This window comes from Microcystis sp. BLCC-F210, from assembly GCF_042134685.1.
Lineage (GTDB): Bacteria > Cyanobacteriota > Cyanobacteriia > Cyanobacteriales > Microcystaceae > Microcystis > Microcystis aeruginosa_D.
Genome location: NZ_CP169647.1, coordinates 2297590 through 2323894 on the forward strand (window position 1 = coordinate 2297590; position 26305 = coordinate 2323894).

The following is a 26305-nucleotide window of genomic DNA, read 5'->3' on the forward strand; positions in this document are numbered from 1 at the left end:
TAACCCTCATACTTGATAACAACTATGTCACAGCCTAATCTTCCCAGTGAAATTGAAAATCGTAAAAGCGAACATCTGCGAGTTTGTATCGAAGAAGATGTAGAATTTCAACAACTTACAAACGGTTTAGAAAAATATCGCTTTACCCATTGTTGTCTTCCTGAACTTGACCGCAGCGATATTGAACTGGGGACAACCTTTTTGGGGAAATCTTTAAAAGCTCCAATTCTCATCTCTTCCATGACTGGAGGAACGGAATTAGCCCATTTAGTCAATACTCGATTGGCAACGGTCGCTCAACGTTATGGTTTAGCGATGGGGGTGGGTTCTCAACGCATCGCACTCGAACAACCGGAATTAGCGCCGACCTTTGCAGTCCGTTCTCTAGCGCCAGATATTCTCCTGTTAGCGAATTTAGGGGCTGTACAGTTAAATTACAGCTGCGGTTTAGAAGACTGTTTAAAACTGGTGGAATTATTAGAAGCTGATGCCTTAATTTTGCATCTCAATCCTTTACAAGAATGGGTGCAATCGGAAGGCGATTCTAATTTTAAAGGGTTACTCGCTAAAATAGAGCAAATTTGCGCTCAATTACCCGTTCCCGTCATCGCCAAGGAAGTCGGAAATGGCATCTCTGCGGTGATGGCCAAAAAATTAATTGAAGCCGGAGTCGCCGCGATTGATGTGGCGGGGGCCGGAGGCACGTCCTGGGCTAAAGTCGAAAGTCAAAGAGCCAAAGACAACAGACAAAGGCACCTCGGACAAGTTTTTGCCGATTGGGGTTTACCTACGGCTGAATGTATTACCGCCATTCGGTCTGTGAATTCGACCATTCCTTTAATTGCTTCTGGAGGCTTAAAAAATGGCTTAGATCTTGCCAAATCTATCGCTCTAGGAGCCGATTTAGGAGGGTTAGCTCGACCGTTTCTCGTAGCAGCGATTGAATCAGAAGCCGCCGTTGATGAGTTAGTAAAATTTTTAATTGCTGAACTTGAAATTGTTTTATTTTGTACCGGAAATCCTAATTTATCCGCCCTTAAACATTCAGGAGCCTTAAAACCATGTTAAAGTTTTCAATGGAATTGTATTATCCCCAGCTTGATGTCAAAACTTTAAGCGTTGGCACTTTGGGTCCCAAAGAAACCAGCAGCGAACAAACCTTAAATTATCTAATTTCTCAATGGAAATTACAACAGATTTCGGTTAATAGTCATTTATTTGATAGCTTTACAGATTTAAAAGAATCTTTACTCGACAATCAGATAGATTTGGCGTTAGTACCCCATGCCTATGAAAGAATTAATGATTTCTACATGGAACCGAGTTTTAAACTAGGTTTTATCTTCACCTATCCCACACCCGTTTACGGATTAGCCAAGCGAAAAAATGAAGAAATTGTTGTAGAAAATTGTACCCTGGTTACTCATCCCGCTCCTCTTCCTTTACTTCCCTATTTATTACCTAGCGACTTGAATCAAAACAAGATTAAAATCAAATTTGTGAATTCTACCAGTGTTGCCGCTATTCAAGTTAAACAGGGGTTGGCAGATTTAGCCATTACCAATGAAAATGCCCTCCGAGAACATGATTTAGAATTTATTTCACAATATGGTAAAATTGAGATGAGTTGGTCTTTATTTCACAAAAAGGAAAACACCATGATTCAAAATATTTATTTACCTGTGCATACCTAAAAAAGCTCCCTATCCGCTCAAAATAGTTGCCTTCATCACATAAAAATAATTGAAGTTTAACCTCTCAATTTCATTTTGAACCTGTCCCCTAAAATCATGTCTGAATTTTTCCCAATTCCCGATCCTCTTAAACTCAATCCTCATGTAGAATTAGAGGTTTTTCAATGCCAAGATACCATTTTTCAATTATCCGTTATAGCTCCTAATGCTAAACTTGAATCCCACCAACATCCTGAAAGTCAAATTGGCATGGTACTCTCAGGAGAACTGGAACTGTATATTAAAGATGTGATTAAACCCTTGAGAGCTTTACAAGATATTCATGTCGCCGATGCTAATGTTTCCCATGGTTTTGTTAATCCCTTGTCAGAACCGATGATTGGATTTGATCTTAAACGGATTACCTCTTCTTTACCTTCAGAAGACGTTTTATTAACCCTATCAAACAACCAAGATAAAATCACTCATTTACCTTGTCAATCGGCTAAGGGTTCTTGGTTTGAAATCGTGATGATGAAAATACCTTCTGGTTATTCCATTCCCCCACATCAAGGTGAGCAAGAAGAAATCGGATTTATTTTGAATGGAAAATTAGAAATTTTCATAGAAAATGAAGAACAGTGTTTAGAATATGGTCAAATTTATTATGCTCCTTCAAAAGTTTTAAAAAAAGGATATAATTCATCGAATCAAGATATTAATTTGATTAAAATTTTAATTTAGTTCGTTTTAGAATTTTAAGTTTAACCACAAAATGCTAGGAGAAAGTTTATGAATTTAGGATTAAAAGATAAAGTGGCTTTGATTACGGGAAGTAGTGCAGGAATTGGGTTTACCATTGCTGAAAAATTAGCAGAAGAAGGCTGTCACTTAATTATTTGTGGTCGCAATTCCCAACGGTTAGAACAAGCTTATCAATCTCTGGCTCAAGCTTATCCTGCCCAACAAATTCTGCGTTTAGTGGCTGATGTCCATCAAGCTCAAGATTCTGAACAATTAATACAAGACTCTTTAAATCAATACGGCAAAATTGACATTTTAGTCAATAATTCTGAAGGAGCTAACTTTGCTGAAAATTTAATTGAAAACCTTTCCGATGAAGATTGGTTAAACGTTTTTCAAGGAAAATTAATCGGTTATATTCGCTTAACCAATTTAGTATTACCGATTATGAAAAAACAACATTGGGGAAGAATCGTTAATATCATTGGCACATCGGGAAAAGAACCATCCCCTCGTTTAGTGAAATCCGGTGTTGTCAATGCAGCTTTAATGAATTTTACCAAATCAGTAGCTAGACAAACCGCCCCCTATAATGTTTTAATTAATAGTGTTAACCCCGGCGTTATTGACACCCCTAGACATCGAGAATATTTAGAAATTTATGCCAAAAAGGAGGGAACGACCCCAGATTTAATCCGAGAAAGAATTCTAAAAACAATTCCCATGAATCGAATTGGTACGACTGAAGAATTTGCTAATCTCGTTGTATTTTTAGCTTCAGAATGTGCGAGTTATATAACGGGAATTACTATTCCCCTTGATGGAGGTTTATCCTCGTCAGCATTTTAAACTTATCCATCAAGTAAAAACCCACAACCACAAGGTTCATGAATAGCCAATCTAAATCTCAAATGTTAGACAAATTTGTTCCCTATTATCCGACTAAAGATACTCTTAACTTTTTCATTTTTTCCAGTATTATTAATAATTTTAATATTTGGAGGCTGCAACGCAAATTTAAACAGGAGCTTCAACAACCTTCGGTGATCCTAGTTTATCAAATGGGTAAAGTTGGTTCTGCTAATCCTTATCTTGCCATTAAAAAAATTTTTCCAGAAAAAGCGGTGTATCATGTTCATAATTTAAACACAGAAATTGTTGCCAAAATTTGGGATAAAATTAATCCTACTAGCGAGGGGGTGGAAGGAACCACAGAGACACAGAGGACACAAAGATCGATCAATCATATTGTAAGTTAAACTTATCACACAGAACCTAGAAGAGCCTTAAAGGTAATTCGTTCTAAATTTGATTCAAGAAACTCACGCACATTTTTATTTAATCTATTGGGAAAAATAATGGTAACACCTCAACAATCTAAGGTTAGTAAAAAAGATATTGAATCCATTTATCCCCTTTCTCCCATGCAGCAGGGGATGCTATTTCATTCTTTATATAATCCAGAATCAAAGACGTATTTATCACAAATTCAAATCACCTTGCAAGGCAATTTAGATATTAATGCGTTCCAACAAGCTTGGCAAAAAGTAGTAGATAGACATAGTGTTTTACGGACTTGTTTTGCTTGGAAAAAAACCAAACAGCCTCTGCAAGTGGTTAGAAAAAATGTCACCTTGCCTTGGTTTAATCAAGATTGGCGATTGCATTCTCCCACCGAACAAGAAACTAAATTTCAGAAATTATTAACCTCTGATAAAGAGCAATATTTTGAATTAGATAAAATCCCCTTACTTCGATGTCATTTAATTCAAGTCGAAGATCAAAAATATGAATTTATTAATACTGGACATCATATTTTATTAGATGGTTGGTCAACAGCAATTCTGTTGAAAGAAGTTTTCGAGTTTTACGCTGGACTCATCAACCATCGACCCGTCAATTTACCGACACCTCGCCCTTACCAAGACTATATTAATTGGGTACAACAGCAAGATCAAACTCAGTCCGAACGCTTTTGGCGACAAAATCTTCAAGGTTTTACCTCTCCAACTCCATTAGTCGTTGATAAACCGTTAAATCCTCTTGTTACTCAAAGTAAAAATTATCTTGATCAAAAATCAAAACTTTCTCCAGAAACTACCAGTCGTCTGAAATTACTCGCCCAAGAATATCGCCTTACTCTTTCTACCCTAATTCAAGGAGCTTGGGCTTTATTATTACATCATTATAGTAGTGAATCTGATATTGTATTTGGGGCAACAGTTTCGGGACGACCGCCCACTTTTACAGGGATTGAATCGATGGTAGGGATGTTTTTAAATACCTTACCCGTTCGCATCCAAATTGAGCCTCAACTTGAATTATTAACTTGGTTTCAACAATTACAACAAGAGCATTTAGAACGAGAGCAATATAGTTATAGTTCTCTAATTGATATTCAAAAATGGAGTGAAATTCCCTCCCCTCATTCAGTTTTTGAAAGTTTTGTTGTCTTTGAAAATTTACCCTTTAGCGAAAATGATAGTGAGAATTTAGGCGGTTTACAAGTCGGTGAAATGCAAGATTATGGCAATGCTGATTACCCCTTAACGGTTATTGTCACCCCTGGAGAAGCCTTAAGTATTAAAATTATTTATCCTCAAGAACGATTTGAAAATGACACCATTGAAAGGATGTTAGGTCATTTTAAAACCTTATTAGAAGGAATCACCATTAATCCCCATCGTCGGATTCAAGACTTACCTTTATTAACGGAAGCTGAACGTCAATTATTATTAATTGAATGGAATCAAACTGCACCCCAAAAGCCTCTAAAACACTGCGTTCATCAATTATTTGAGCAACAAACTATCAAAACTACTTCAGCCATTGCCGTTGTTTTTCAAGAGCAACAATTAACCTACCAAGAACTGAATGAATCTGCTAATCAATTGGCTCATTATTTACAAAAAATTGGGGTGAGTTCTCAATCTTTAGTGGGGATGTGTTTAGAAAGGTCTGTTAATATGGTAATTGCCGTTTTAGCGGTGTTAAAAGTAGGCGGCGTTTGTGTTCCCCTAGATCCAACCTATCCTCAAGAAAGACTTTCTTACATCCTGCAAGATACCCAACTGAAAACCCTCTTAACCGAAAAAAATTGTCAATTACTCTTAAACAGTGAAGCCATTTCTCAACGGATTTTATTGGATGAACAAGGGTCAGAAATTTCCTTAGAATCCAAGACTAATCTTGACAAACCCGTGAGTTTAAAGGATTTGGCTTATATTATTTACAGTTCAGGCTCTACGGGTGTACCTAAAGGGATTATGATCCTGCATCAATCCTTAACGAATATTATTGAGCATCATCAATTAAAAACGTCATCCGAAAGGAATTTCTTACAATTTGCTCCTTTTAATTTCGATGTCAGCTATCACGAAATCTTTGCCGCTTTGTGTTTAGGGGGAAGCTTATTTATTGTTCCAGAAGATTCTCGCTTAGACCTGGCTAAATTAAGTCAATTGTTAGCAAATAAACCCATTCATAAAGCGATTTTGCCCGTTACTTTATTACAGCAATTAATTGAAACCTATAGTGAGGAAACCTACTTATTTGCTAACTTGCGTAAAATTATTTCAGCTGGAGAGCAATTACAAATTACTCCAACGATGATTTCTGTATTCAAAAAACTCGAACATTGTACCCTTTACAATTATTATGGACCCACAGAAGCGGATATCGTTACCAGTTATACCTTTGATCCCAATCCTGAGCTTTGGCCGAAGTATATTCCCATTGGTAAACCCGCAATTAATGTGCAAGTTTATATTTTAAATTCCCATCTTCAACCCCTACCCATCGGAGTCACTGGCGAGTTATATGTTGCGGGTGGCGGTTTAGCGCGGGGTTATTTTAACAATCCCCAATTAACCCAAGAAAAATTTATTCCTAATCCCTTTAGCGATAATTCATTGTTGTATAAAACTGGAGATTTAGCTCGTTATTTACCCAATGGAGATATTGAATATTTAGGAAGAATTGATGATGGGGTCAAAGTTAGAGGTTATAGAATTGAATTAGGGGAAGTAGAAACTATTTTAAATCAACATCCTCAAATTGCCCAAGCCATTGCTACAGTTCAGGGAGAAACAGCTAGAGAAAAATATTTAGCCGCTTATTTTATTCCCCGTCTAGGTGAAACCATAAACCAAGTTGAATTACGTCATTTTCTTGAAAACTGGCTACCCGATTATATGATTCCCTCTGCTTTTGTGGTGATGGAATCTTTTCAACTCAGTCCTAACGGTAAAGTTAATCGAAAAGTCTTACCAATACCCGATAAAAACCCTTTATCGTTAACTCAAAATTATGTCGCTCCTCGAACTGCAATTGAAGAAGTTTTAGCAGGAATTTGGACAGAAATTTTAGAAGTCGAACGAGTTGGGATTGAAGACGATTTCTTTCTGTTAGGTGGGCATTCTTTAAAAGCGATTCAACTGATTAGTAAAATCCGTCAAACCTTAGAAATTGAAGTTTCTGTGCGTCAACTTTTTAATCACTCAACTATCAGCCAATTAACTCAAGTCATGATTGAATTAGTGGGGAATGAAAGTTTACTGAATGAAATTGCCGTAACAGTTCAAGAAATTTCTCAACTTTCACCAGAAGAAGTTCAAGCTTTATTATCTCAAAGCTGAACCTAAATGACTTAATCTTTCTATAATGGACATTGATTTAAACTGAAGGAAAAAAATGACAAATCATCTCTTTGATTTAACCGGTAAAGTTGCAATTATCACGGGTGCTGCCCGAGGAATTGGTCGGGTATTAGCGCAAGGGTTAGCACAAGCTGGAGCTAAGGTAGTAATTGGTGATATTAATCAAGTTGGTGCTGAACAAACGGTTCAACTGCTTCAAGAAGCAGGAGGTGAGGCCATCGCAATTGAGACCGATGTTCGTCAACGTCAAGCTTGTCAGAATTTAATTAACCAGGCGGTTGCTCATTATGGTCAACTCGATATTATGGTCTGTAATGCAGGGGTTGAAATTCTCAAAAACACTGATGAATTAGAGGAATTTGAATGGGATCAGGTTATTAATGTTGACTTAAAAGGTTATTTTAATTGCGCTCAACTCGCAACCAAACAAATGATCAAACAAGGAACAAAGGGATCAATTATTATGAATTCTTCTATCTGTGCTTTCGTTGCTGTTCCCAAATCTTCAGGAGCATATAGCGCCGCAAAAGGTGGTGTCAATCAATTATTAAAATCCCTAGCGGTCGAATTAGCTAGTCACAAAATTCGAGTCAATGCTTTTGCACCGGGGTATATGAATAATATGATGGAAGGAACAGAAGGTTTACGTTCAACTTCCGATGAAATGGACGAATTATATACTAGAATTCCCATGAAACGAACCGGAGATTTAGAAGAGTTAATTGGCCCTGTCGTGTTTTTAGCGTCCGAAGCTTCCTCTTATGTAACTGGAGCAATTTTAATGGTAGATGGAGGTTATACTGCTATTTAGTATCAATAATTAAACAATTTTTAGGTTGATTTATATCCATTAAGCCAACCTAAAATCACTGAATTAATCCTATTTAAACCATGTCAAAAATGAACCATAACTCTCAAGACAAACAGAAATTACTCAAGCTGTTACTACAAAAAAAAGGAATCGGTGTAAAAACAAATACGATACCTACTAGGAATCCGTCTCAACTTGTACCGCTTTCTTTTTCTCAAGAACGACTTTGGTTTTTGTACCAATTAGAAGCTAACGGCTATACCTATAATATGGCGTTTCGCTTTCAAATTGAAGGCAATTTGGATATTGATATCTTTAAAAAAGCTTTAGAAACTATTATGCAACGTCATGAATTGTTGCGAACTTGTTTTCAAGAAGTTGACGAAATTCCCCGACAAATTATTAAACCGAAAATTCAGTTAAATTTGCCTTTAGTGGATTTACAGTCCTTATCTTCTGCGGAACAAACCCAAGAATTAGAGCGATTAACCGAACAAGAAATTTATGCTCCCTTTGACTTAACCCAAGCTCCTTTAATGCGGACTTTTTTGGTTAAATTAAAAGCTGATTCTTATCTTTTATTTTTGAGTTTACACCATTCTATTTTTGATGGCTGGTCAATGAAAGTTTTACTACAAGAACTTTCTCGTTTATATGAAGCTTTTTTACAAAAACAATCTAATCCTTTACCCGATTTACCTATTCAATATGGTGATTTTGCCGTTTGGCAAAGACAACAGTTACAAGGAGATAAACTCACCAAAAAAGTTAATTATTGGCAACAACAATTAACAGGAATTCCACCCTTATTAGAAATTCCCACTGATCATCCTCGTCCTCCCATACAAACGTTTAAAGGCAATAATTGTACATTTAAAATAAGTCCAGAATTAAGCCAAAACCTGAAAAATATTAGCCAAACGTCAACCGCTACTTTGAATATGACGCTGTTAACGGCTTTTAATATTTTATTATATCGTTATAGCAGTCAAGAAGATATTGTGATTGGAATTCCTAGTGGAAATCGACAATTTCCTGAAATTGAACCCTTAATTGGTTGCTTTATTAATACCTTACCCATTCGCACTCAGTTTAAAGAAAATCTCTCGTTTAAAGCTTTATTAAATCAAGTCAAACAAGTAGTTTTAGAAGCTTATGAACACCAAGATTTACCCTTAGAGAAGGTGGTAGAAGCGGTAAATCCTCAACGAAATATAAGTTATAGTCCTTTATTCCAAGTGATGTTTTCTTGGGAAGATATGCTGCACATTAATCATTTTTCGATGGCGGATTTAAAATTAACTCCCGTCACGATGAATGCTTTAATTGCTCAATTTGATTTAACCTTAGCCATGCAAGAAACGACTGAGGGTTTAGTCGGATCTTTTGATTATAATTGCGCGTTGTTTAATCAAGACACGATTGAACGCATGATTACCCACTTTCAAACCTTGTTAGAAGGAATTGCAGTTAATCCTGAACAATCGATTGAATTATTACCTATTTTACCTTTATCAGAACAAAAGTTATTAGCTCAATGGAATCAGACTAATATTGCTGAAAATCCAAAGGTTTGTATTCATGAATTATTTGAACATCAAGTTTTAAAAACTCCAACTGCGATCGCAATAGAATGGGACAGGGAAAAAATTACCTATCAAGACTTAAATCATCGTGCTAATCAATTAGCTCATTATCTCCAATCTAAGGGGGTTAAAATTGAATCATTAGTGGGAATTTGTTTAGAACAATCTGTCTCTATTATTATCAGTTTATTGGCAATTCTTAAAGTGGGTGGTACTTATCTTGTTCTAGCTCCCAATTATCCCCAAGAGCGTTTAAACTATATCTTAAATGATGCTCAAGTCTCGGTATTAATCACTCAAAATACCTTCGTTAATTTATTCCGTGATCATCAAGCAGAAGTGGTTTGTCTGGATACTGAAGAAAGCTCAATTGCTAGTCAAAGCAAAAACAATTTAGTTAACCCTATTCAGCCAAATAATTTAGCTTATATTATTTATACCTCTGGTTCAACAGGCACTCCTAAAGGGGTTATGATTGAACATCAAAGTTTAGTTAATCATAGCTTAGGAATTATTAAAGCCTATGATTTAACAAGTCGTGACCGAATTTTACAATTTGCTTCTTTTACCTTTGATGTAGCTGCTGAAGAAATTTATCCAACCTTTTTAACGGGTGCAACTTTAGTCATGCGTCCTGCATTAATGTTCCCTTCTTTAGCTGATTTTACTCAATTTATTCAGCACAATTGTTTAACGGTAATTAATCTTCCGGCTACTTATTGGCATGAATGGGTATTAGATTTATCTCAAACTTTAATAACTTTACCAGAAACCCTACGCTTAGTGATTACAGGAAGTGAAGAAGTATTAGCAGAGCGATTAATATTATGGCAAAAAATCCTATCAAATAGTCAACGAGAAGATATCACTTGGTTGAATGCCTATGGACCGACAGAAGCGACGATAACCACCACGGTTTTTAATCCCAATTTGAGTCATAAAATTGCTCAAATTCATTCTGTTGCCATTGGTAAACCGATTACAAATACACAGGTTTATATTTGTGATCGCTATTTGCAACAAGTCCCGATTGGAATACCAGGAGAACTGTTAATTGGAGGTTTAGGTTTGGCCAAAGGTTATCTCAATCGCAATGATTTAACCCGTGAAAAGTTTATTACTCATGCTTTTAATTCATCAGAATATCAACGTTTCTATAAAACTGGAGATTTAGCTCGTTATTTACCCGATGGAAATATAGAGTTTTTAGGACGCATTGATAATCAAGTCAAAATTCGAGGGTTTCGTATTGAAATTGGCGAAATTGAAGCCATATTAACTGAATACCCAGATGTCCGAGCGACGGCGGTAATTGTTAGAGAAGATCAAACAAATAATAAACAATTAGTTGCTTATATTGTGTCAAAATTCCAATCTATTGATCCTATAAAAGTGCGAAGTTTTCTCAAACAGAAATTACCAGATTATATGATTCCAGCTTTCTTTGTACAGCTTCAAGAATTGCCCTTAATGAGCAGTGGGAAAATTGATCGTAACGCTTTACCCGCACCCACCGAAATTCGGGAGCAAAAAACGATTATTACACCCCGAACAGCTACAGAAAAAATTGTTGCTGAGATTTGGCAAGATGTTTTAGGGTTAAAGCAAATTAGTATTTTCGATAATTTCTTTGACTTAGGTGGCCATTCTTTAAAAGCTACCCAAGTGATTTCTCGACTGCGAGAACAATTAGCTATTAATATTCCTTTAAACTATCTTTTTTCAGAACCGACGGTAGCAGGATTATCCTCTAATTTAGACTTGAATTTATCTGATAAAATTGAGAGTGTTCAAATCCCACATTGGCAAGTTGAAATCACCTTAGACCCCTCCATTCAACCGCAGAATATTCTGACTTTCTTTCCTCAAAAACCTGCTGATATTTTGCTAACAGGAGCTACGGGTTTTCTTGGAATTCATTTATTAGCTGAATTGCTGGATAAAACAGAAGCTAATATTCATTGTTTAATTCGAGACAAAAGTTTAGAACAAGCTCAAGCGAAAATTTACCAGAAATTAAAAACCTTTCAATTATGGGATGAACAGAAAAGCTCTCGTATTATTCCTGTTATTGGTGATTTATCCCAACAACGTTTAGGAATGTGTCAACCTGATTTTCTGGAATTAGCCAATCAAATTGATGTGATTTATCATAATGGAGCTTGGGTTAATGCCATTTATCCCTATTCAATACTGAAACCCACTAATGTTTTAGGAACAGCAGAAATCTTGAGATTAGCGTGCTTAATTAAAACTAAACCTGTTAATTTTGTCTCGACAACTTCTGTTTTTTCCCCCAGTTATGCTCAAGGGAACTTAATTCAAGAATCTGATCCTCTAGGTATAAATCATGGACTCAATGCTGGTTATACTCAAAGTAAATGGGTCGCCGAAAAATTAATCATGGAAGCTGGAAAGCGGGGACTTCCGATTACAATTTTTAGAGCATCTCGAATTATTGGACATAGTAAAACTGGAATTTGTAATAGAGAAGATTTGTTTTGTCGTATGATTAAAGGCTGTATTCAATTAGGAATGATTCCTGATTTTGGTGACAGTACAGACGACCTCACTCCTGTGGATTATGTGAGTGGTGCAATTGTACATTTAGCCAGTCAAGAAAGCTCTTTAGGGAAAGCATTTAATTTATTGAATTCTCACCCAACCTTAAATCGTGAGCTATTTGATTGTGTTCGGGAAATGGGTTATCCGTTGCAGTTGGTTTCCTTTGAAAAATGGCGATCGCATTTAACAGAACAATGTAAAATTAATACAGATAATGCTTTATCAGCGGTGTTAGATATTTTTTCAGATGAAAATTTATCCGCAGGTTATTCCCCCGAGTTGGATTCTCAAAATACGGTAATGGGGTTAAAGGGTACGGCCTTTAATTTTCCCCCGATTGATCAAAAATTGTTAAAAACTTATTTTGAATATTTTACTAAAAGTGGGTTTTTAACACAATAAATGTCGATTTAATCAAACACGACAGCTAAATTAAACCAACTTATGTGATCACTTTATTAATTTCACGAGGACAATATTATGTTTAACGTAAGACATCAGTTATATTTATTGATTTCAAAATTTTTAGAAGAACAAGAACGGATCGAAAAACATAAAAAACTTTCCGACAATGCTACATTTCACAGTTCCGTCAAATTTATCGGAAAGTGTATAAACCTTAGGGAGGATAAAAGTCTAATTCAAATTGGAGAGAATACCGTCATATTGGGTGAATTATTTTTATTTGCTCATGGTGGAAAAATAGAAATAGGTAAAAATTGTTATATTGGTGAGAAAACTCGAATTAGATCAGCTACTTCTATCAAAATTGGAAACGAAGTTATAATTTCCGATGATGTCAATATTTATGATACCGATGCTCATTCATTAAATTATATTTTAAGACAGAAAGAATTTATGGAAGTCGTCATTTTGAATAATCTGATTAAGGATGCTAAGGATGTTGATATACAATCTGCACCTGTGGTGATAGAAGATCATGTTTGGATTGGATTTAATGTTGGTATTCTTAAAGGGGTTACGATTGGTAAAGGAGCAATTATTGGAGCAGGTTCTGTTGTGACAAAAGATGTAGAACCTTTTACTGTTGTTGCTGGTAATCCTGCCAAAATTATCAAACGATTATGAATCTGATTTAATTCTGGTTAATATTCATTCCTGATCTGTAGAAAATCCAGAAAATAGTAATAATATAATTTCTGATAATAATGCAGCTTTTTATGGTATGCTGAATTAATGTCTAACTCAAGAGATAGATATTCAAAGTTCTAATGTCCCTTATTTTAGAGCAAGGAGAATCCTATGAATGTTGCACAAAAAACCTCAGATACTATAAATCTCAAAGAAGATGTCCAAACTTTCAATCAATCTCTTCAAGAATTTTCAAGATTTATTCAAGCTTATTGGTATCCGAAAGAACACCAGGATAGAGCTTTTTCGCAGATTATTCGTTCCTGGGGAATGCTCGTTTTATTGTTTTTATTATTAGTGGGAGTAGTAGGTCTTAATGCGTTTAATAGTTTTGTTTTTAGATACTTAATTACCTTCACAGAAGCTAAGGATGCAGAAAAATTAACTTATTTTGTCATTATTTATGGGATTACCCTAGGCAGCATGACGTTTTTCGGAGGATTGTCCAAGTTTCTTAAACAACTAATTGCGCTGGATTGGTATCAATGGATCAATAGTAGTATCTTGCAAAAATATTTTAAAAATCGTGCTTATTATCAAATCAATTTTAAAGGAGATATTGAAAATCCAGATCAACGTTTATCCCAAGAAATTCAACCCATCACCAGAACAACGATGGACTTTTTAACAACCTGCGTCGAAAAACTCATGGAGATGCTGGTTTTTATTGTCATCCTTTGGTCAATTTCTAAAACCATTTCTATAGTGCTTCTGGTTTATACGATTATTGGAAATATTCTTGCTACCTATATTACTCAACAATTAAATAAAGTCAGTAAACAACAATTAGAAACCGAAGGAAACTATAAATACGCCATTACTCATGTTCGGACTCACGCCGAATCAATTGCATTTTTTAGAGGGGAAGAAAAAGAGTTAAATATTATTCAAAGGAAGTTCAATCAGTTGATTAAAATTATCATTGAAAGGATTAATTGGGAAAGAAACCAAGAATTTTTTAACCGCGGCTATGAATCCATGGTTCAAATCTTCCCCTTTTTAATTGTTTCCCCATTATATATTAGTGGTGAAATTGAGTTTGGACAAGTTAACCAAGCCAGCTATTGTTGCTATTTTTTTTCCACAGCTTTATCTGTGTTAGTCGATGAATTTGGACGCTCTGGTGCGTTTATTAATTATATTGAACGGTTAGAAAATTTTTCCCAAGCTTTAGATGATGTAAGCAAACAAACCAACCCAGTTAATACCATTAAAGTCATTGAAAATAACAATCTAACTTTTGAGGATGTCACCTTACAAACTCCCGATGCTGCTAAAGTGATTGTTGAACATTTATCCCTGTCCGTTGAACCGGGGGAAGGTTTATTAATTGTTGGGCCAAGTGGTCGAGGAAAAAGTTCTCTTTTACGTGCTATTTCTGGGTTATGGAATACAGGTACAGGTCATTTGATGCGACCTCCCCTCGACGATTTATTATTTTTACCCCAACGTCCTTACATCATTTTAGGAAACCTGCGCGAACAGCTGATTTATCCTCAAACGACAACGGAGATGAGTGAATTTCAATTAAAAGAAATCTTACAAGAAGTTAACCTACAAGATGTTCTTAATCGCATCAAAAATTTTGATGAAGAAGTGGATTGGGAAAATATTTTATCTTTAGGAGAACAACAACGTCTAGCCTTTGCGCGACTATTCGTTAATCAGCCAGATTTTGTGATTTTAGATGAAGCCACCAGTGCTTTAGATTTAAAAAATGAAGATCATTTATATAAACAGTTACAACAAACTGGCAAGACCTTTATTAGTGTCGGACATCGAGAAAGTTTGTTTAACTATCATCAAAGGGTTTTGGAACTTTCCGAGGATTCTACTTGGCGTTTAATGAGCATGGCAGACTATCATCCATCAACAGCGATTGCGACTCATTCTAACAGTAACCAACCCGTTGATGAAACGATAGAAATTGTCTCTGAAATAAACAATCAAGACAATTTTACCCATCAAGAAATGCAAAAACTGACTAACTATAGCTTAAGTACCATTAAAAATAAAGCTAGTCGAGATCAAACGATTATTGCTAATGATGGCATGAGCTATCGTTATGACAAAACCCTTGATATTGCCAAATGGGTGAGAGTATAGCTTCTCAGGGGGATTAAAATCCCCCTGGACTTAAATAACTGGGATTTTCCTGTAGGGAAGTATCGAAGGGATTGGGTAAATCTCGGGTGCGAATTAACGGCCCAGACTGTTGCTGTTGCATGACATCATAGTATAAAGTTTCGGTTAATTTGGCATCCCGGGTAATCAGATTATCGAAATAAGAACCTTGCATAAAAGTACGCCAACCAAAAATAGAGTTGAACTGTCCTAAAATGCTGGTATAGTCGTAGAAACGACCCGTATTGTTATTAACAGCGCGGTTAAACAAACCGGGGATATTATTAAATCCTACCGCCGTATCGGGAGAGGGGACAAGTTGCAATTGTTGGGTTTTTACCGGTGCAGGATTGGTGGCGGGTGGAGTTTGGGCGATCGCATTAGACGAACTCAACCAGACTAAACCAGTTAAACAAAACAGGGGAGGAAGTAAAAACTTAGCGCGCATGGGTAAAAATCTCCTCACAGGGATAGGGTTAATTAAAAAATCGCGTCAATGGGATGAGAAAGAAATCAATACTAGCGATCGAGTCAATATATAATGACTTTTGGCTTAATTGTAACCGAAATTTTGGAGTCAATCAGGCTCCTAATCCTGAAAATATGGCTAATTCCTCGGTAGCGAATCTTGATACTGCTTCCCTGCGTCAATTTCTCCTCGATGCTCTTGTCCGTCTTGCCTATCGAGAGGGAGATTTCACCCTGTCCTCAGGACAAAAAAGCAGCTACTATATCAACGGTAAACAAGTTACCCTGACTGGGGAGGGAGCTTTAGCCGTGGGGCGTTTATTGTTGTCTCTACTGCCTCCAGACACCCAAGCGGTGGCAGGATTAACCCTAGGAGCAGATCCGATTGTCAGCGCCGTTAGTGTGGTATCTGCCTACGAAAATCGCCCTATTCCAGCCTTAATCGTCCGCAAAGAGGCAAAAGGTCACGGTACTATGGCTTATATCGAGGGGCCGACTTTAAACCCTGGTGCTGCGGTGGTTGTCCTCGAAGATGTGGTGACAACGGGGAAAAGTGCCATGGTAGCGGTAGAAAGATTACGCAATGCGGGTTATCAAGTAGATTTAATCATTGCTTTGGTGGATAGAGAGCAAGGAGGGGCGGAATTTTACCAATCTCAGGGAATACAGTTTCAAGCTTTGTTTTCGATTCAAGACCTACAGGCGGCTTATCAGAAAAAATAGCGGCGATTGGCGAGAAACGCTCGATAACTGGATTTTAACAGTCGGATTGGCTCTGGGGATAAACCACAAAGGCACAAAGAACACAAAGAGGAAGACAGATTCAAGCGGGCTGCTTTCATTGCCTAAACGATAAGTTAAGTAGATAGGAGTTAAAAATTATCAGAAACCCCCCTTATCAAGGGGAGCAGGGGGGATCGAACCTAAAATCCATTTTTAATTTAATTATAACCAGCTACTTAACTAGATTTTTTTCCTGTGAATAATTGATAACTAGCTGAGGTTGTCGGCGCTAAGAAACAGATGAGAACATTGATAGATTCAGAGTTTAACTATTGACTAATACCTATTGTCGGCGGGGGAATCAAGATTCCTTGACTCTCTTGGCTGCTAATGAGTTGAAGCCTTTGTCACTTTACTGATAACCCTCAGACCGACTAACTGTATACTAGGCTATAAGATTTGCTTAAAAATCTTCAGACCATGCCGAACTATTGACAGTACAGCGATCGCCAAATATGAATCAAGGCATAGATTTACAAGAAAGTTTCATTAAATCCCTAACAGACTTGGGATTAAGTGGAGGACTGGCTAAAGCGATTTGGATGCCTTTACCCATGTTCCTGATGATTATAGCCGCCACGGTGGGGGTTTTAGTCTGCGTCTGGTTAGAAAGGAAAATTTCCGCCGCCGTCCAACAGCGTATCGGGCCGGAATACGCAGGACCTTTGGGCGTTTTACAACCAGTCGCCGACGGTCTGAAATTAGTCTTTAAAGAAGATGTCGTCCCCGCTAAGGCTGACCCCTGGTTATTCCTCTTCGGGCCGATTTTGGTGGTGATGCCGGTGTTTGTCTCCTATCTCATCGTCCCCTTCGGTCAAAATCTGCTGATTACTGACCTAAACGTAGGTATCTTTTTATGGATTTCCTTGTCCAGTATTGCCCCCATTGGTTTATTAATGGCGGGTTATGCCTCAAATAATAAGTATTCCTTACTGGGAGGCCTGCGGGCGGCGGCGCAATCGATTAGTTATGAAATTCCCTTGGCTTTATCGGTATTAGCGATCGCGATGATATCTAATAGTCTCAGTACCATTGATATTGTCGAACAACAATCCGGTTATGGCATTTTAGGCTGGAATATCTGGCGCCAACCGGTGGGGTTTCTGATTTTCTGGATTGCCGCTTTAGCTGAGTGTGAACGTCTGCCTTTCGATTTACCGGAAGCGGAGGAGGAATTAGTCGCCGGTTATCAAACCGAATACGCGGGGATGAAATTCGCTCTTTTTTATGTGGGTTCCTACGTTAACCTGGTGCTGTCGGCCCTAGTTTTCGCCGTCCTTTATCTTGGTGGTTGGGAATTTCCTATCCCCGTCAATGCTGTGGCCGGCTGGTTGGGAGTCAGTGAAACCAATCCCTGGCTACAAATTATCACCGCTTCCCTAGGGATTACGATGACAGTATTAAAGGCCTATTTCCTCATCTTCATCGCCATTCTCTTGCGTTGGACAGTACCCCGGGTTCGCATTGACCAATTACTCGATTTAGGCTGGAAATTCCTCCTACCGGTATCTTTAGTTAACCTACTACTTACCGCCGCCCTAAAACTAGCTTTTCCCTTTGCTTTTGGCGGTTAATTTCCTTTTTTGCCCTTTTAACCCACTACCCCTCTGACCATCATGTTTAACATCCTCAAACAAGTCAGCGATTACGCCAAAGGTAGCATTCAAGCGGCGAAATACATCGGCGAAGGTTTATCCGTTACCTTCGATCATATGCGTCGTCGTCCGATTACCGTCCAGTATCCCTACGAAAAGTTAATTCCCTCGGAACGTTATCGGGGTAGAATTCACTTTGAGTTCGATAAATGTATCGCTTGTGAAGTTTGTGTGCGAGTTTGTCCGATTAATTTACCCGTAGTGGATTGGACTTTTAACAAGGAAATTAAAAAGAAAGAACTCAAACACTACAGTATCGATTTTGGGGTCTGTATTTTCTGCGGTAATTGTGTGGAATACTGTCCGACTAATTGCCTATCGATGACCGAAGAATACGAACTAGCGACCTATGATCGTCATGAATTAAACTATGATAACGTCGCCCTAGGCCGTTTACCCTACAAAGTCACCCAAGACCCGATGGTAACACCTCTGAGGGAATTAGGTTATCTGCCTAAAGGTGTCATCGAACCCCACGATTTACCCGCCGGTAGTCAACGCGCCGGTAAACGTCCGGAAGAAATTACCGATTAATTAGCAGTTAGCTATCAGCCGTCACGGTTTTTAGGTAGGAGAATTGCCAGATTCTGTCTTTTGCCTCTTGCCTGTTGCCTCTTGCCTTCAGAAGCTGATAACTAATAATTAATAACTCTCAAACATAAAAGGAGATGAAACTACTGTGAATTTAGCCGAGGGCGTTCAAATAGTATCTTTTGGCATTTTAGCAGCCCTAGTAATCGGGACAGCTTTAGGCGTGGTACTATTATCTAATATCGTTTATTCCGCCTTTTTATTGGGCGGTGTTTTTATCAGCATTTCCGGTTTATATCTCTTACTAAATGCTGATTTTGTAGCGGCGGCACAAATTCTAATTTATGTGGGTGCGATTAACGTTTTAATTCTCTTTGCTATTATGCTTGTTAACAAGCAAGAGGACTTTTCTGATATTCCTAAACGTTGGATCCGTCAGGCATCTACTGCTTTAGTTTGTGTGGGTTTATTTGTGCTGTTATCGACCATGGTTTTAATCACACCTTGGTCAATTTCTAGCACTTCTCCCGCCGTTGTGACTAATACTTTAGTAGAAATCGGTAAGCATTTCTTTAGTGATTTCCTGCTACCCTTTGAATTAGCTTCCGTGTTATTATTAATGGCCATGGTCGGAGCAATTATTTTAGCTCGTCGTGACCTTATCCCCACCCTAAAAGCTGAAGAACCTACGGCCACAGCTTTAACATTACCCGAACGACCTAGAGAATTAACCGCCCCTAAATAAGACCCAAAAAAGAGGTATCATGCAGATTCAGTTAGAGTATTATTTGTTATTAGCGGCGGCTTTATTTTGTATCGGAATTTATGGTTTAGTCACCAGTCGCAATGCCGTCCGGGTTTTAATGTCGATCGAATTGATGCTCAATTCTGTTAACATTAACTTAATGGGTTTTTCCAACTATCTTGACCCCGCTAATATCCGAGGCCAAATTTTTACTATTTTCGTGATTACCGTAGCGGCAGCCGAAGCAGCCGTGGGTTTAGCGATTATCCTGACTATCTATCGTAACCGCGACACGATCGATATGGAACAGTTTAACCTGCTCAAATGGTAAGCTTTTAAATATTTACCCCCCCTCTCTCCCTTTTCTGGGGAGAGTTTTTTTTGGCCAATTTTTCCCTGTTTGTACGGTGTTAAATGTTTGAAATTTCAAGAGTTGGCTCTTCTAGGTTCTGTGTGATAAGTTTAACTTACATTATGATCGCTCAATCTTTGTGTCCTTTGTGGTTCCTTCCACTCGCTCGCCAGCAGGACTGTATCTTAGAATACATTTTGCCCACCAAACCTAAGAGAGCAGTCTTAGGGGAGTGGATAGGGTATCAGTGGCAAAATTTTGCCAAAGTAATTTTTGAGTAGGGTTGTCGTGGATTAGCCCTATTTTGTTGAGGATATTTCTCAATAAGAGTTTTTTTTAAGCTCTGGGATGGGTTGGGTTGGAGTCGTGGGCTGAAGGCGATCGCACACACAGGAAGAATGATCACACTCACAGGAATAACCACCATCGATAGCAGGTACTCCTTCAGGGCTGATGTTGATAATAATTCCACCTAACAAATCCACATGAAGACCTAACTTATATATAGGAGTTAAATCTTTTATTTTATTGTCTGATAAAAACAATACCTCAAGATTATTTAAGTTAGCTAAAGGACTTACATCTACTATTTGATTATCCATTAAAGACAAAGTCCTAAGATTAGTAAAATTAGCTAAGGGAGTTATATCTTTTATTTTATTGTCTGATAAAAGCAATACCTCAAGATTAGTTAAATTAGCTAATGAGGTTATGTCTATTATTTGATTGGTTTGTAAATCTAAGTGGGTAAGGTTAGTTAAATTAGCTAACGCATTTACATTTACTATTTGATTCTGACGTAAACGCAACTCGATAAGATTAGTTAAATTAGCTAAAGGCGTTAGATCTACTATTTGATTATTAACTAAAGACAACTCCTGAAGATTTGTTAAATAATTTGAGGCTGTTTGACAATTTTCAGTTTTTGCTTCTCGTAGCAGTATTTCTATAGTGTATTTTTGATCTGGTGGAAGAGACTGTAAACGATTACATAATTCAAAAAAAGAAGGAAAAAAATTGGAACCCTGAGCTATAGCTGAAGTTGTGTTTGCTATGCTGGCGATAGTCAATAATCCAGATAAAACGAAGGACACAGATTGTTTAAATTCCATAAAACTTAATATTGCCGTTTTATAATTTTAAAATTTTTCTCTGCGAGATTGTCACTCAAAAAGAGATCACCCCTTTCATAGTAACGCTTTTAGGGGTTATTGAAGTCATGATTACAAACAAAAAGGCGATCGCTTTTAAATGTAGGTAGGGTTGAATAACATGAAACTAAAGCCATTGCTACAAACAAAAAGGCGATCGCCCTGAAAATTAAGGAATAAGTTCGGGATTGGTACAGTTATTTTTTCCTCTTCCAGTAAGATCAACCCCTTCATGTACATAAGCAACACATTCCAAAGCTCTTTGATTTACACTATTGAGGTGGTAAAACACACCTCCCAAAGCTAATAGAATCAAAATGATGACATTTTTAATCATAATTTCATGAAACCCAACGAATCAAGATAGAAAATAATCATCAAGTTGGATTACGGTATGCAACCCAACCGACAAGCTAACAGTAATAAACATAAGATACTGGAGTATTTCCTTGAAAGTGTTGACAAACTCTATATGGTCGTCCATAATAGTAAACTATACCGTGTCTTACATATGTTTGTCCTGAGTTGACAAATCTTTGGGCTTGTTGTCCTGATAGTACAGCCCCTGTCGCTGCTACAACAATAAAGTCCCCCGCCCGTCTTCCAGCACCAGCAGCGAAATTTTCAGCCCAGATGCGAGCTAAGGATTTTGATACTTGGCGACCTATAGCGGCACTTTGAGCATTTGCTGGTGGAATTGAAACAATAATTGATGTAATGATATATGGGGATATGCAGATAAAAGGAATAACTTTCGATAAATTGAAGATGTTTTTCATGATTAGTTGCAACCTCTTTGATTAATTGTTCTTTATTTTTTATTAGTAGTCACCGTAATCATCATAGTCATCAAAAGAACTTTCGTAGTAACTATAAGGGCTACCCAATTCTGCTAATTCCTCTATCTTTTCTATTTCAATGTTATGATTTAACCTGTTAATCTCTCTTTGTAATGTATAATTTGATCTAACGAGATTGTCACTATCAGTTGAAGATGTCTGTGTTGGACTTGACTGATGATTAAGTAGTATGTTTGCCTCGCTTATGAGATCGTTAGTCTCATTTAAAACATCTTGGACTTCTTTGTTCTGTCCATGATAACTAGGTTGAAAGTTCATAATTTAGTATTTCTGATATTTGGATTGCTACCTATAATCATCGCAAAGATTTTTTTCAACCACCACCAGATTTCACCTGATGTTTTGTAAAAAAATGTTAAGACAAGGCCAGAAATGACTTGATCTTGTTTTACAATGACTGAACTATAATATAGGTAACAATTTATTCACTTTCACACCATGAAGGATAGTTTACACTTGTTGCGTTTTATCGAAGATTTATTGATAGAGGAAGATGGGCAAAGTCTTAGCGATATTCAGCGACACATTATTGAAGAGTTATTAAACGGCAAAACCTATAAAGAAATTGCGGATAGTTATGGTTATGATGAGAAACATATTGGCGATGTGAGTAGAAATAAAATATTTAAGGTTTTATCTAAGCAATTAGGATTAGAAGAAAAAGAGCTTAATAAGTCTAATTTTCGTTGGAATATCGAAAAAGCAGTTAATTCTCAACTTTTTACAATACTAAATAAAAATATTAATTATTGTGTAAAGTCTCCTCAACCTGACACCACTAAACCAATTGAAAATAAAGAAAAATCTCCATCAGAAACATCATATCATGATTTAAGTTTAGCTCCAAAGATAAATCGTAATTTCTGTGATCGCATTTCAGAATTAGAAATCTTAACACAGAGAATATTAATTGAGAAAAAGCCCTTAATTTCTGTATCAGGATTGAGTGGAATTGGAAAAACTACCTTAGTTAGACATTTTGTAGAATTAAATTTAGAAAAATTTGAAGTAATTATTTGGCAAAATCTAAAAATATTCAATTGTTTAGACACAATTATTACTGATATTTTCACTAAAATTAATACGGATTTTATCTTAAATGATCACGATAAATTGACTCTGTTTTTAAAGTTATTGCAACGGAAAAAGTGTTTAATCATTTTTGACAATGTACAGGAATTATTTAGCGAGGGTGAATTAGCAGGGCAATATCAAACTAAACATAAAAAGTATCAGGATTTCTTTTCAATAATTACTAACGAAATTGAACATCAAAGTAGTTTAATTTTAATTAGTCAAGAGCGATGTTCAGAAATGTATTATTCAGATGAAAAATTAGATTTACTTGAATTACAAGGTTTAAATAATCGGGCAATCCTCAATAATTTAGGTTCTGAAGATGAAGAAAGCTGGTTAAAAGTAGTTCAGTTATACGAAAGAAATTTATTTTATTTAAAAGATATTGCTGTTTTAATTCAAGATGTTTATCATGGTTGTGTCGGTGAGTTTTTACAAGAGGAAAATATTGTTATTACAGCAAAAATAAAGGAAAGTTTGACTACAATAATTAAGAGATTATCGCCCATTGAAAAACAAATTATTCAATCCTTAATCAACCTAAAAAAAGATTGTTCAAGAAATGAATTAAAATTAAGTTTAGATTTATCAGGGGATGACTTGATTAAAGGGTTACAATCTTTACAAAAAAGATATTTGTTAACTAAAATTCAAGAATCAGAAATCTTATTTAATTTATCTCCTGTGTTTAAAAAATATATCAAAGATACAGGTATCTAAATAAGCGGCGGTTATCATAATTTTTTACCTCATGAACTTTGCACTGTACGATGTTAGAGGTATCATGCAGATTCAGTTAGAGTATTATTTGTTATTAGCGGCGGCTTTATTTTGTATCGGAATTTATGGTTTAGTCACCAGTCGCAATGCCGTCCGGGTTTTAATGTCGATCGAATTGATGCTCAATTCTGTTAACATTAACTTAATGGGTTTCTCCAACTATCTTGACCCCGCTAATATCCGAGGCCAAATTTTTACTATTTTCGTGATTACCGTAGCCGCAGCCGAGGCAGCCGTGGGTTTAGCGATTATCCTGACTATCTATCGTAACCGCGACACGATCGATATGGAACAGTTTAATCTGCTCAAATGGTAAGCTTTTGAATATTTACCCCCCCTCTCCCTTTTTTGGGGAGAGTTTTTTTTGGCCAATTTTCCCTGTTTGTACGGTGTTAAATGTTTGAAATTTCAAGAGTTGGCTCTTCTAGGTTCTGTGTGATAAGTTTAACTTACATAGGGTCGATCAATCAGCATTCCGATAGAAAATCTACGGTTTCACCGATAGGTTATTGCCCGAATGCTTCGCCCGTACTTTTTCAGTAAACTCTAGCTATGTCTGATTTACGTCAATATGCTCCGGCAACAGAACGCAATCGTCAGCCGATTTTAGAAGTTCTCAGCCAATTTTTACCGAAGACTGGCAATATCCTAGAAATATCTAGCGGTACGGGTGAACACGCTGTTTTTTTTGCCTCTCGTCTTGCTCCTTGTCGTTGGATTCCCTCGGATTGTAACCCTCTGGCTCTAGATAGTATTCGCAGTTGGTGCGATTATTATCCTAGTTCTAATCTTGATCGCCCCCTATTTATCGATGTTCATCAGTCAGTTTGGGTAGTAGAGAGGGAAAATATCGTCATTAACGCCATTGTTAATATTAACATGATTCATATCGCTCCTTGGTCAGCTTGTTTAGCTTTAATGGCGGGAGCGAGTCGCATTCTCAGTTCGGGGGGAATTCTCTATCTTTATGGTCCTTATAAACGGCAAGGAAAACATACTTCTCCTAGTAATGAAAGCTTTGATTTTTCTCTCCGTTCTCAAAACTCTACTTGGGGAGTTAGGAATTTAGAAGATGTGGTGCAAGAAGCGAGCGATCGAGGTTTACAATTGTTAGAAGTAATTCCTATGCCAGCTAATAATCTATCGGTTTTATTTGCTTTAACATAGCAATTATTATAGCGGTTCTCACACCTGTTTGGTACAGTTTAACCTTTGCTGATTAAGCTTTTCAACATCGATAATGTACCTTTTGCGAACAGGAAACGCTATAGTAATGATTAGCATTGCTGAATCAAGGGATGAATGTCATACTAAATCTGATTATTAAGGACTGATTATTTATTCCCCCTTTTGCCCTTCGGTTGTCCTTATAAGTAGCCTATAATCAACGGATTTAGTAGGACTCTTTTCCAGAGAACCTAAAAATTTTCTTGTCTCTTAATCAAATTCCGCTTTTAAATCTCGACGCATCAATTCATAAACGGCAACTTTGGGAGAGATTTCCCCGCGCAAAAGACGATCAACTTGGTAGGTAATCGGTACATATAAATTTTTTTCTTGGGCAATTCTCATCAAAACTTCTGTGGTATTTATTCCCTCGGCAGTTCCCTCTAACTTCGCTAAAATTTCTGGCAAAGATAAACCTAAAGCTAATTGATAACCCACTTGATAATTGCGAGATAAAGGACTATTACAGGTAGCTAATAAATCCCCTAAACCCGATAAACCGAAGAAAGTTTCTTGACAACCTCCTAGACAAGTTCCCACCCGAACTATTTCCGGTAGAGCGCGAGTTAATAGGGCAGATTTAGCATTAGTACCTAACTGTAAACCATCACAAACCCCAGAAGCGATCGCCATGACATTTTTTAAAGTGCCACCTAACTCTGTTCCCAAGGGATCGCTATTCAGATAAACCCGAAAAGACTCCCCAGATAATAATTTTTGTAACAATATTGCCGCTTTTTGCTGATAACTTGCTACCACCGTCGCAGCGGGTAAACCTTGATTAATTTCTTTAGCTAAATTGGGACCAGAAAGAACCACAAGGGGATGAGCAGAAAAAGCTTGATTCCACAGATGAAAAGGGGTACGAGTGGTGATCGGATCTAATCCTTTAGTAGCGGTGACGATAATTGTGCGAGAATTTAATGGTAACTGCTGTAATTTTTTGATCGTTGGAGTAACTCCTTTAATCGAAACTGCTGAAATAATTACGTCAGTATCTGCTATAATAGCTCCCAAATCTTCCCCACTATGACGCGACCAAACCCTAACACTTAAGTGATTACGTCTAGCCAAATTAGCGAGAGTTTGTCCCCAAATTCCCCCACCTATCACCGTAATTTTCTTGGTATTTTCTAACAACTTTTATTCTCCTCCTTATTAGTGATCCCTGATCAGTGACTGGTTAGAAAAGATTCGATTTTAAGGTTATGAGTGTTAAATGAAATTATTGACCGATTACTGATAAGTAGGTAGGTGTTAAAAGTTGTCAGACACCCCCCTTATCAAGGGGGGACTAGGGGGGGATCAGAGACAAAATCTATCTTCAATTTAATTATAACTACTTACTTAACTGTTCACTGAT

23 protein-coding genes are annotated in these 26305 nt (G+C 37.0%); 18 read left to right on the forward strand and 5 right to left on the reverse strand.

What is annotated here, in order from left to right; all coding sequences use genetic code 11:
* Positions 1 to 24 precede the first annotated feature (24 nt).
* From fni to ACE3JL_RS11090, 10 genes are all read left to right on the forward strand, one after another.
* Complete coding sequence (fni, locus tag ACE3JL_RS11045) at positions 25 to 1068, forward strand: type 2 isopentenyl-diphosphate Delta-isomerase (protein WP_375329471.1); 1044 nt, start codon at positions 25 to 27, stop codon at positions 1066 to 1068.
* The gene (locus ACE3JL_RS11050; protein ID WP_375329472.1) at positions 1062 to 1694 is read left to right on the forward strand and encodes a LysR family transcriptional regulator; all 633 of its coding nucleotides are present in this window, start codon (positions 1062 to 1064) and stop codon (positions 1692 to 1694) included. Before fni ends, ACE3JL_RS11050 begins: the two co-directional genes overlap by 7 nt.
* A 96-nt stretch (positions 1695 to 1790) precedes the next feature.
* A complete protein-coding gene (locus ACE3JL_RS11055) occupies positions 1791 to 2417 on the forward strand; it encodes a cupin domain-containing protein (RefSeq protein WP_375329473.1) in 627 nt (208 codons plus the stop codon).
* 48 nt (positions 2418 to 2465) lie between these two features.
* Complete coding sequence (locus tag ACE3JL_RS11060) at positions 2466 to 3266, forward strand: SDR family oxidoreductase (RefSeq protein ID WP_375329474.1); 801 nt, start codon at positions 2466 to 2468, stop codon at positions 3264 to 3266.
* Positions 3267 to 3304: 38 nt separating this feature from the next.
* A complete protein-coding gene (locus ACE3JL_RS11065) occupies positions 3305 to 3676 on the forward strand; it encodes a capsular polysaccharide biosynthesis protein (RefSeq protein ID WP_375329475.1) in 372 nt (123 codons plus the stop codon).
* Positions 3677 to 3775: 99 nt separating this feature from the next.
* Positions 3776 to 7054: an amino acid adenylation domain-containing protein gene (locus tag ACE3JL_RS11070; protein WP_375329476.1), complete on the forward strand. Its 3279-nt coding sequence runs from the start codon at positions 3776 to 3778 to the stop codon at positions 7052 to 7054.
* Positions 7055 to 7109: 55 nt separating this feature from the next.
* A complete protein-coding gene (locus ACE3JL_RS11075) occupies positions 7110 to 7886 on the forward strand; it encodes an SDR family NAD(P)-dependent oxidoreductase (protein WP_375329477.1) in 777 nt (258 codons plus the stop codon).
* Between the two features lie 80 nt (positions 7887 to 7966).
* The gene (locus ACE3JL_RS11080) at positions 7967 to 12439 is read left to right on the forward strand and encodes an amino acid adenylation domain-containing protein (protein ID WP_375329478.1); all 4473 of its coding nucleotides are present in this window, start codon (positions 7967 to 7969) and stop codon (positions 12437 to 12439) included.
* Between the two features lie 78 nt (positions 12440 to 12517).
* A complete protein-coding gene (locus ACE3JL_RS11085; RefSeq protein WP_271988707.1) occupies positions 12518 to 13126 on the forward strand; it encodes a DapH/DapD/GlmU-related protein in 609 nt (202 codons plus the stop codon).
* Positions 13127 to 13300: 174 nt separating this feature from the next.
* The gene (locus tag ACE3JL_RS11090; protein ID WP_271988706.1) at positions 13301 to 15295 is read left to right on the forward strand and encodes an ABC transporter ATP-binding protein/permease; all 1995 of its coding nucleotides are present in this window, start codon (positions 13301 to 13303) and stop codon (positions 15293 to 15295) included.
* A 13-nt stretch (positions 15296 to 15308) separates the two neighbouring features.
* Here the strand turns inward: ACE3JL_RS11090 and ACE3JL_RS11095 are convergent, their stop codons facing one another.
* On the reverse strand, positions 15309 to 15761 hold the full coding sequence (locus tag ACE3JL_RS11095; RefSeq protein WP_271988705.1) for a porin: 453 nt from the start codon (positions 15759 to 15761) through the stop codon (positions 15309 to 15311).
* Between the two features lie 53 nt (positions 15762 to 15814).
* Between ACE3JL_RS11095 and pyrE the strand changes: the two genes are divergently transcribed.
* The 5 genes from pyrE to nuoK (ACE3JL_RS11120) all read left to right on the forward strand — a co-directional run bounded on the left by pyrE (position 15815) and on the right by nuoK (ACE3JL_RS11120) (position 19826).
* On the forward strand, positions 15815 to 16504 hold the full coding sequence (gene pyrE, locus ACE3JL_RS11100) for an orotate phosphoribosyltransferase (RefSeq protein WP_271988703.1): 690 nt from the start codon (positions 15815 to 15817) through the stop codon (positions 16502 to 16504).
* A gap of 515 nt (positions 16505 to 17019) precedes the next feature.
* Complete coding sequence (gene nuoH, locus ACE3JL_RS11105; RefSeq protein ID WP_271988702.1) at positions 17020 to 18138, forward strand: NADH-quinone oxidoreductase subunit NuoH; 1119 nt, start codon at positions 17020 to 17022, stop codon at positions 18136 to 18138.
* A 42-nt stretch (positions 18139 to 18180) separates the two neighbouring features.
* Positions 18181 to 18753 carry an NAD(P)H-quinone oxidoreductase subunit I gene (ndhI, locus tag ACE3JL_RS11110; RefSeq protein ID WP_002733194.1) on the forward strand — a complete coding sequence of 191 codons (573 nt, stop codon included), beginning with the start codon at positions 18181 to 18183 and terminating at the stop codon, positions 18751 to 18753.
* Between the two features lie 145 nt (positions 18754 to 18898).
* Positions 18899 to 19495, forward strand: coding sequence for an NADH-quinone oxidoreductase subunit J (locus tag ACE3JL_RS11115; RefSeq protein WP_002734810.1), 597 nt, complete (start codon positions 18899 to 18901; stop codon positions 19493 to 19495).
* A gap of 25 nt (positions 19496 to 19520) precedes the next feature.
* Positions 19521 to 19826: an NADH-quinone oxidoreductase subunit NuoK gene (gene nuoK, locus ACE3JL_RS11120; protein ID WP_197533180.1), complete on the forward strand. Its 306-nt coding sequence runs from the start codon at positions 19521 to 19523 to the stop codon at positions 19824 to 19826.
* Between the two features lie 341 nt (positions 19827 to 20167).
* On the opposite strand, the gene ACE3JL_RS11125 is transcribed toward nuoK (ACE3JL_RS11120), so the two are convergent.
* The 3 genes from ACE3JL_RS11125 to ACE3JL_RS11135 form a co-directional block, all read right to left on the reverse strand.
* A complete protein-coding gene (locus tag ACE3JL_RS11125; RefSeq protein WP_375329479.1) occupies positions 20168 to 20959 on the reverse strand; it encodes a leucine-rich repeat domain-containing protein in 792 nt (263 codons plus the stop codon).
* A gap of 452 nt (positions 20960 to 21411) precedes the next feature.
* Entirely contained in the window at positions 21412 to 21777 is a 366-nt protein-coding gene (locus ACE3JL_RS11130) for a hypothetical protein (RefSeq protein WP_002732448.1), read from the reverse strand.
* Positions 21778 to 21819: 42 nt separating this feature from the next.
* Positions 21820 to 22116 carry a hypothetical protein gene (locus ACE3JL_RS11135; protein WP_002734992.1) on the reverse strand — a complete coding sequence of 99 codons (297 nt, stop codon included), beginning with the start codon at positions 22114 to 22116 and terminating at the stop codon, positions 21820 to 21822.
* Between the two features lie 180 nt (positions 22117 to 22296).
* On the opposite strand from ACE3JL_RS11135, the gene ACE3JL_RS11140 reads away from it, so the two are divergent.
* The 3 genes from ACE3JL_RS11140 to ACE3JL_RS11150 all read left to right on the forward strand — a co-directional run bounded on the left by ACE3JL_RS11140 (position 22297) and on the right by ACE3JL_RS11150 (position 24882).
* Positions 22297 to 23655 carry an AAA family ATPase gene (locus ACE3JL_RS11140; protein WP_375329480.1) on the forward strand — a complete coding sequence of 453 codons (1359 nt, stop codon included), beginning with the start codon at positions 22297 to 22299 and terminating at the stop codon, positions 23653 to 23655.
* Between the two features lie 70 nt (positions 23656 to 23725).
* Positions 23726 to 24031: an NADH-quinone oxidoreductase subunit NuoK gene (gene nuoK, locus ACE3JL_RS11145; RefSeq protein WP_197533180.1), complete on the forward strand. Its 306-nt coding sequence runs from the start codon at positions 23726 to 23728 to the stop codon at positions 24029 to 24031.
* A 236-nt stretch (positions 24032 to 24267) separates the two neighbouring features.
* Positions 24268 to 24882, forward strand: coding sequence for a DUF938 domain-containing protein (locus tag ACE3JL_RS11150; protein ID WP_375329481.1), 615 nt, complete (start codon positions 24268 to 24270; stop codon positions 24880 to 24882).
* 270 nt (positions 24883 to 25152) lie between these two features.
* Here ACE3JL_RS11150 and ACE3JL_RS11155 read toward each other — a convergent pair whose 3' ends face one another.
* Positions 25153 to 26082 (reverse strand): NAD(P)H-dependent glycerol-3-phosphate dehydrogenase, encoded by a 930-nt coding sequence (locus ACE3JL_RS11155; RefSeq protein ID WP_375329482.1) that lies wholly within the window; start codon positions 26080 to 26082, stop codon positions 25153 to 25155.
* Positions 26083 to 26305: the final 223 nt, after the last annotated feature.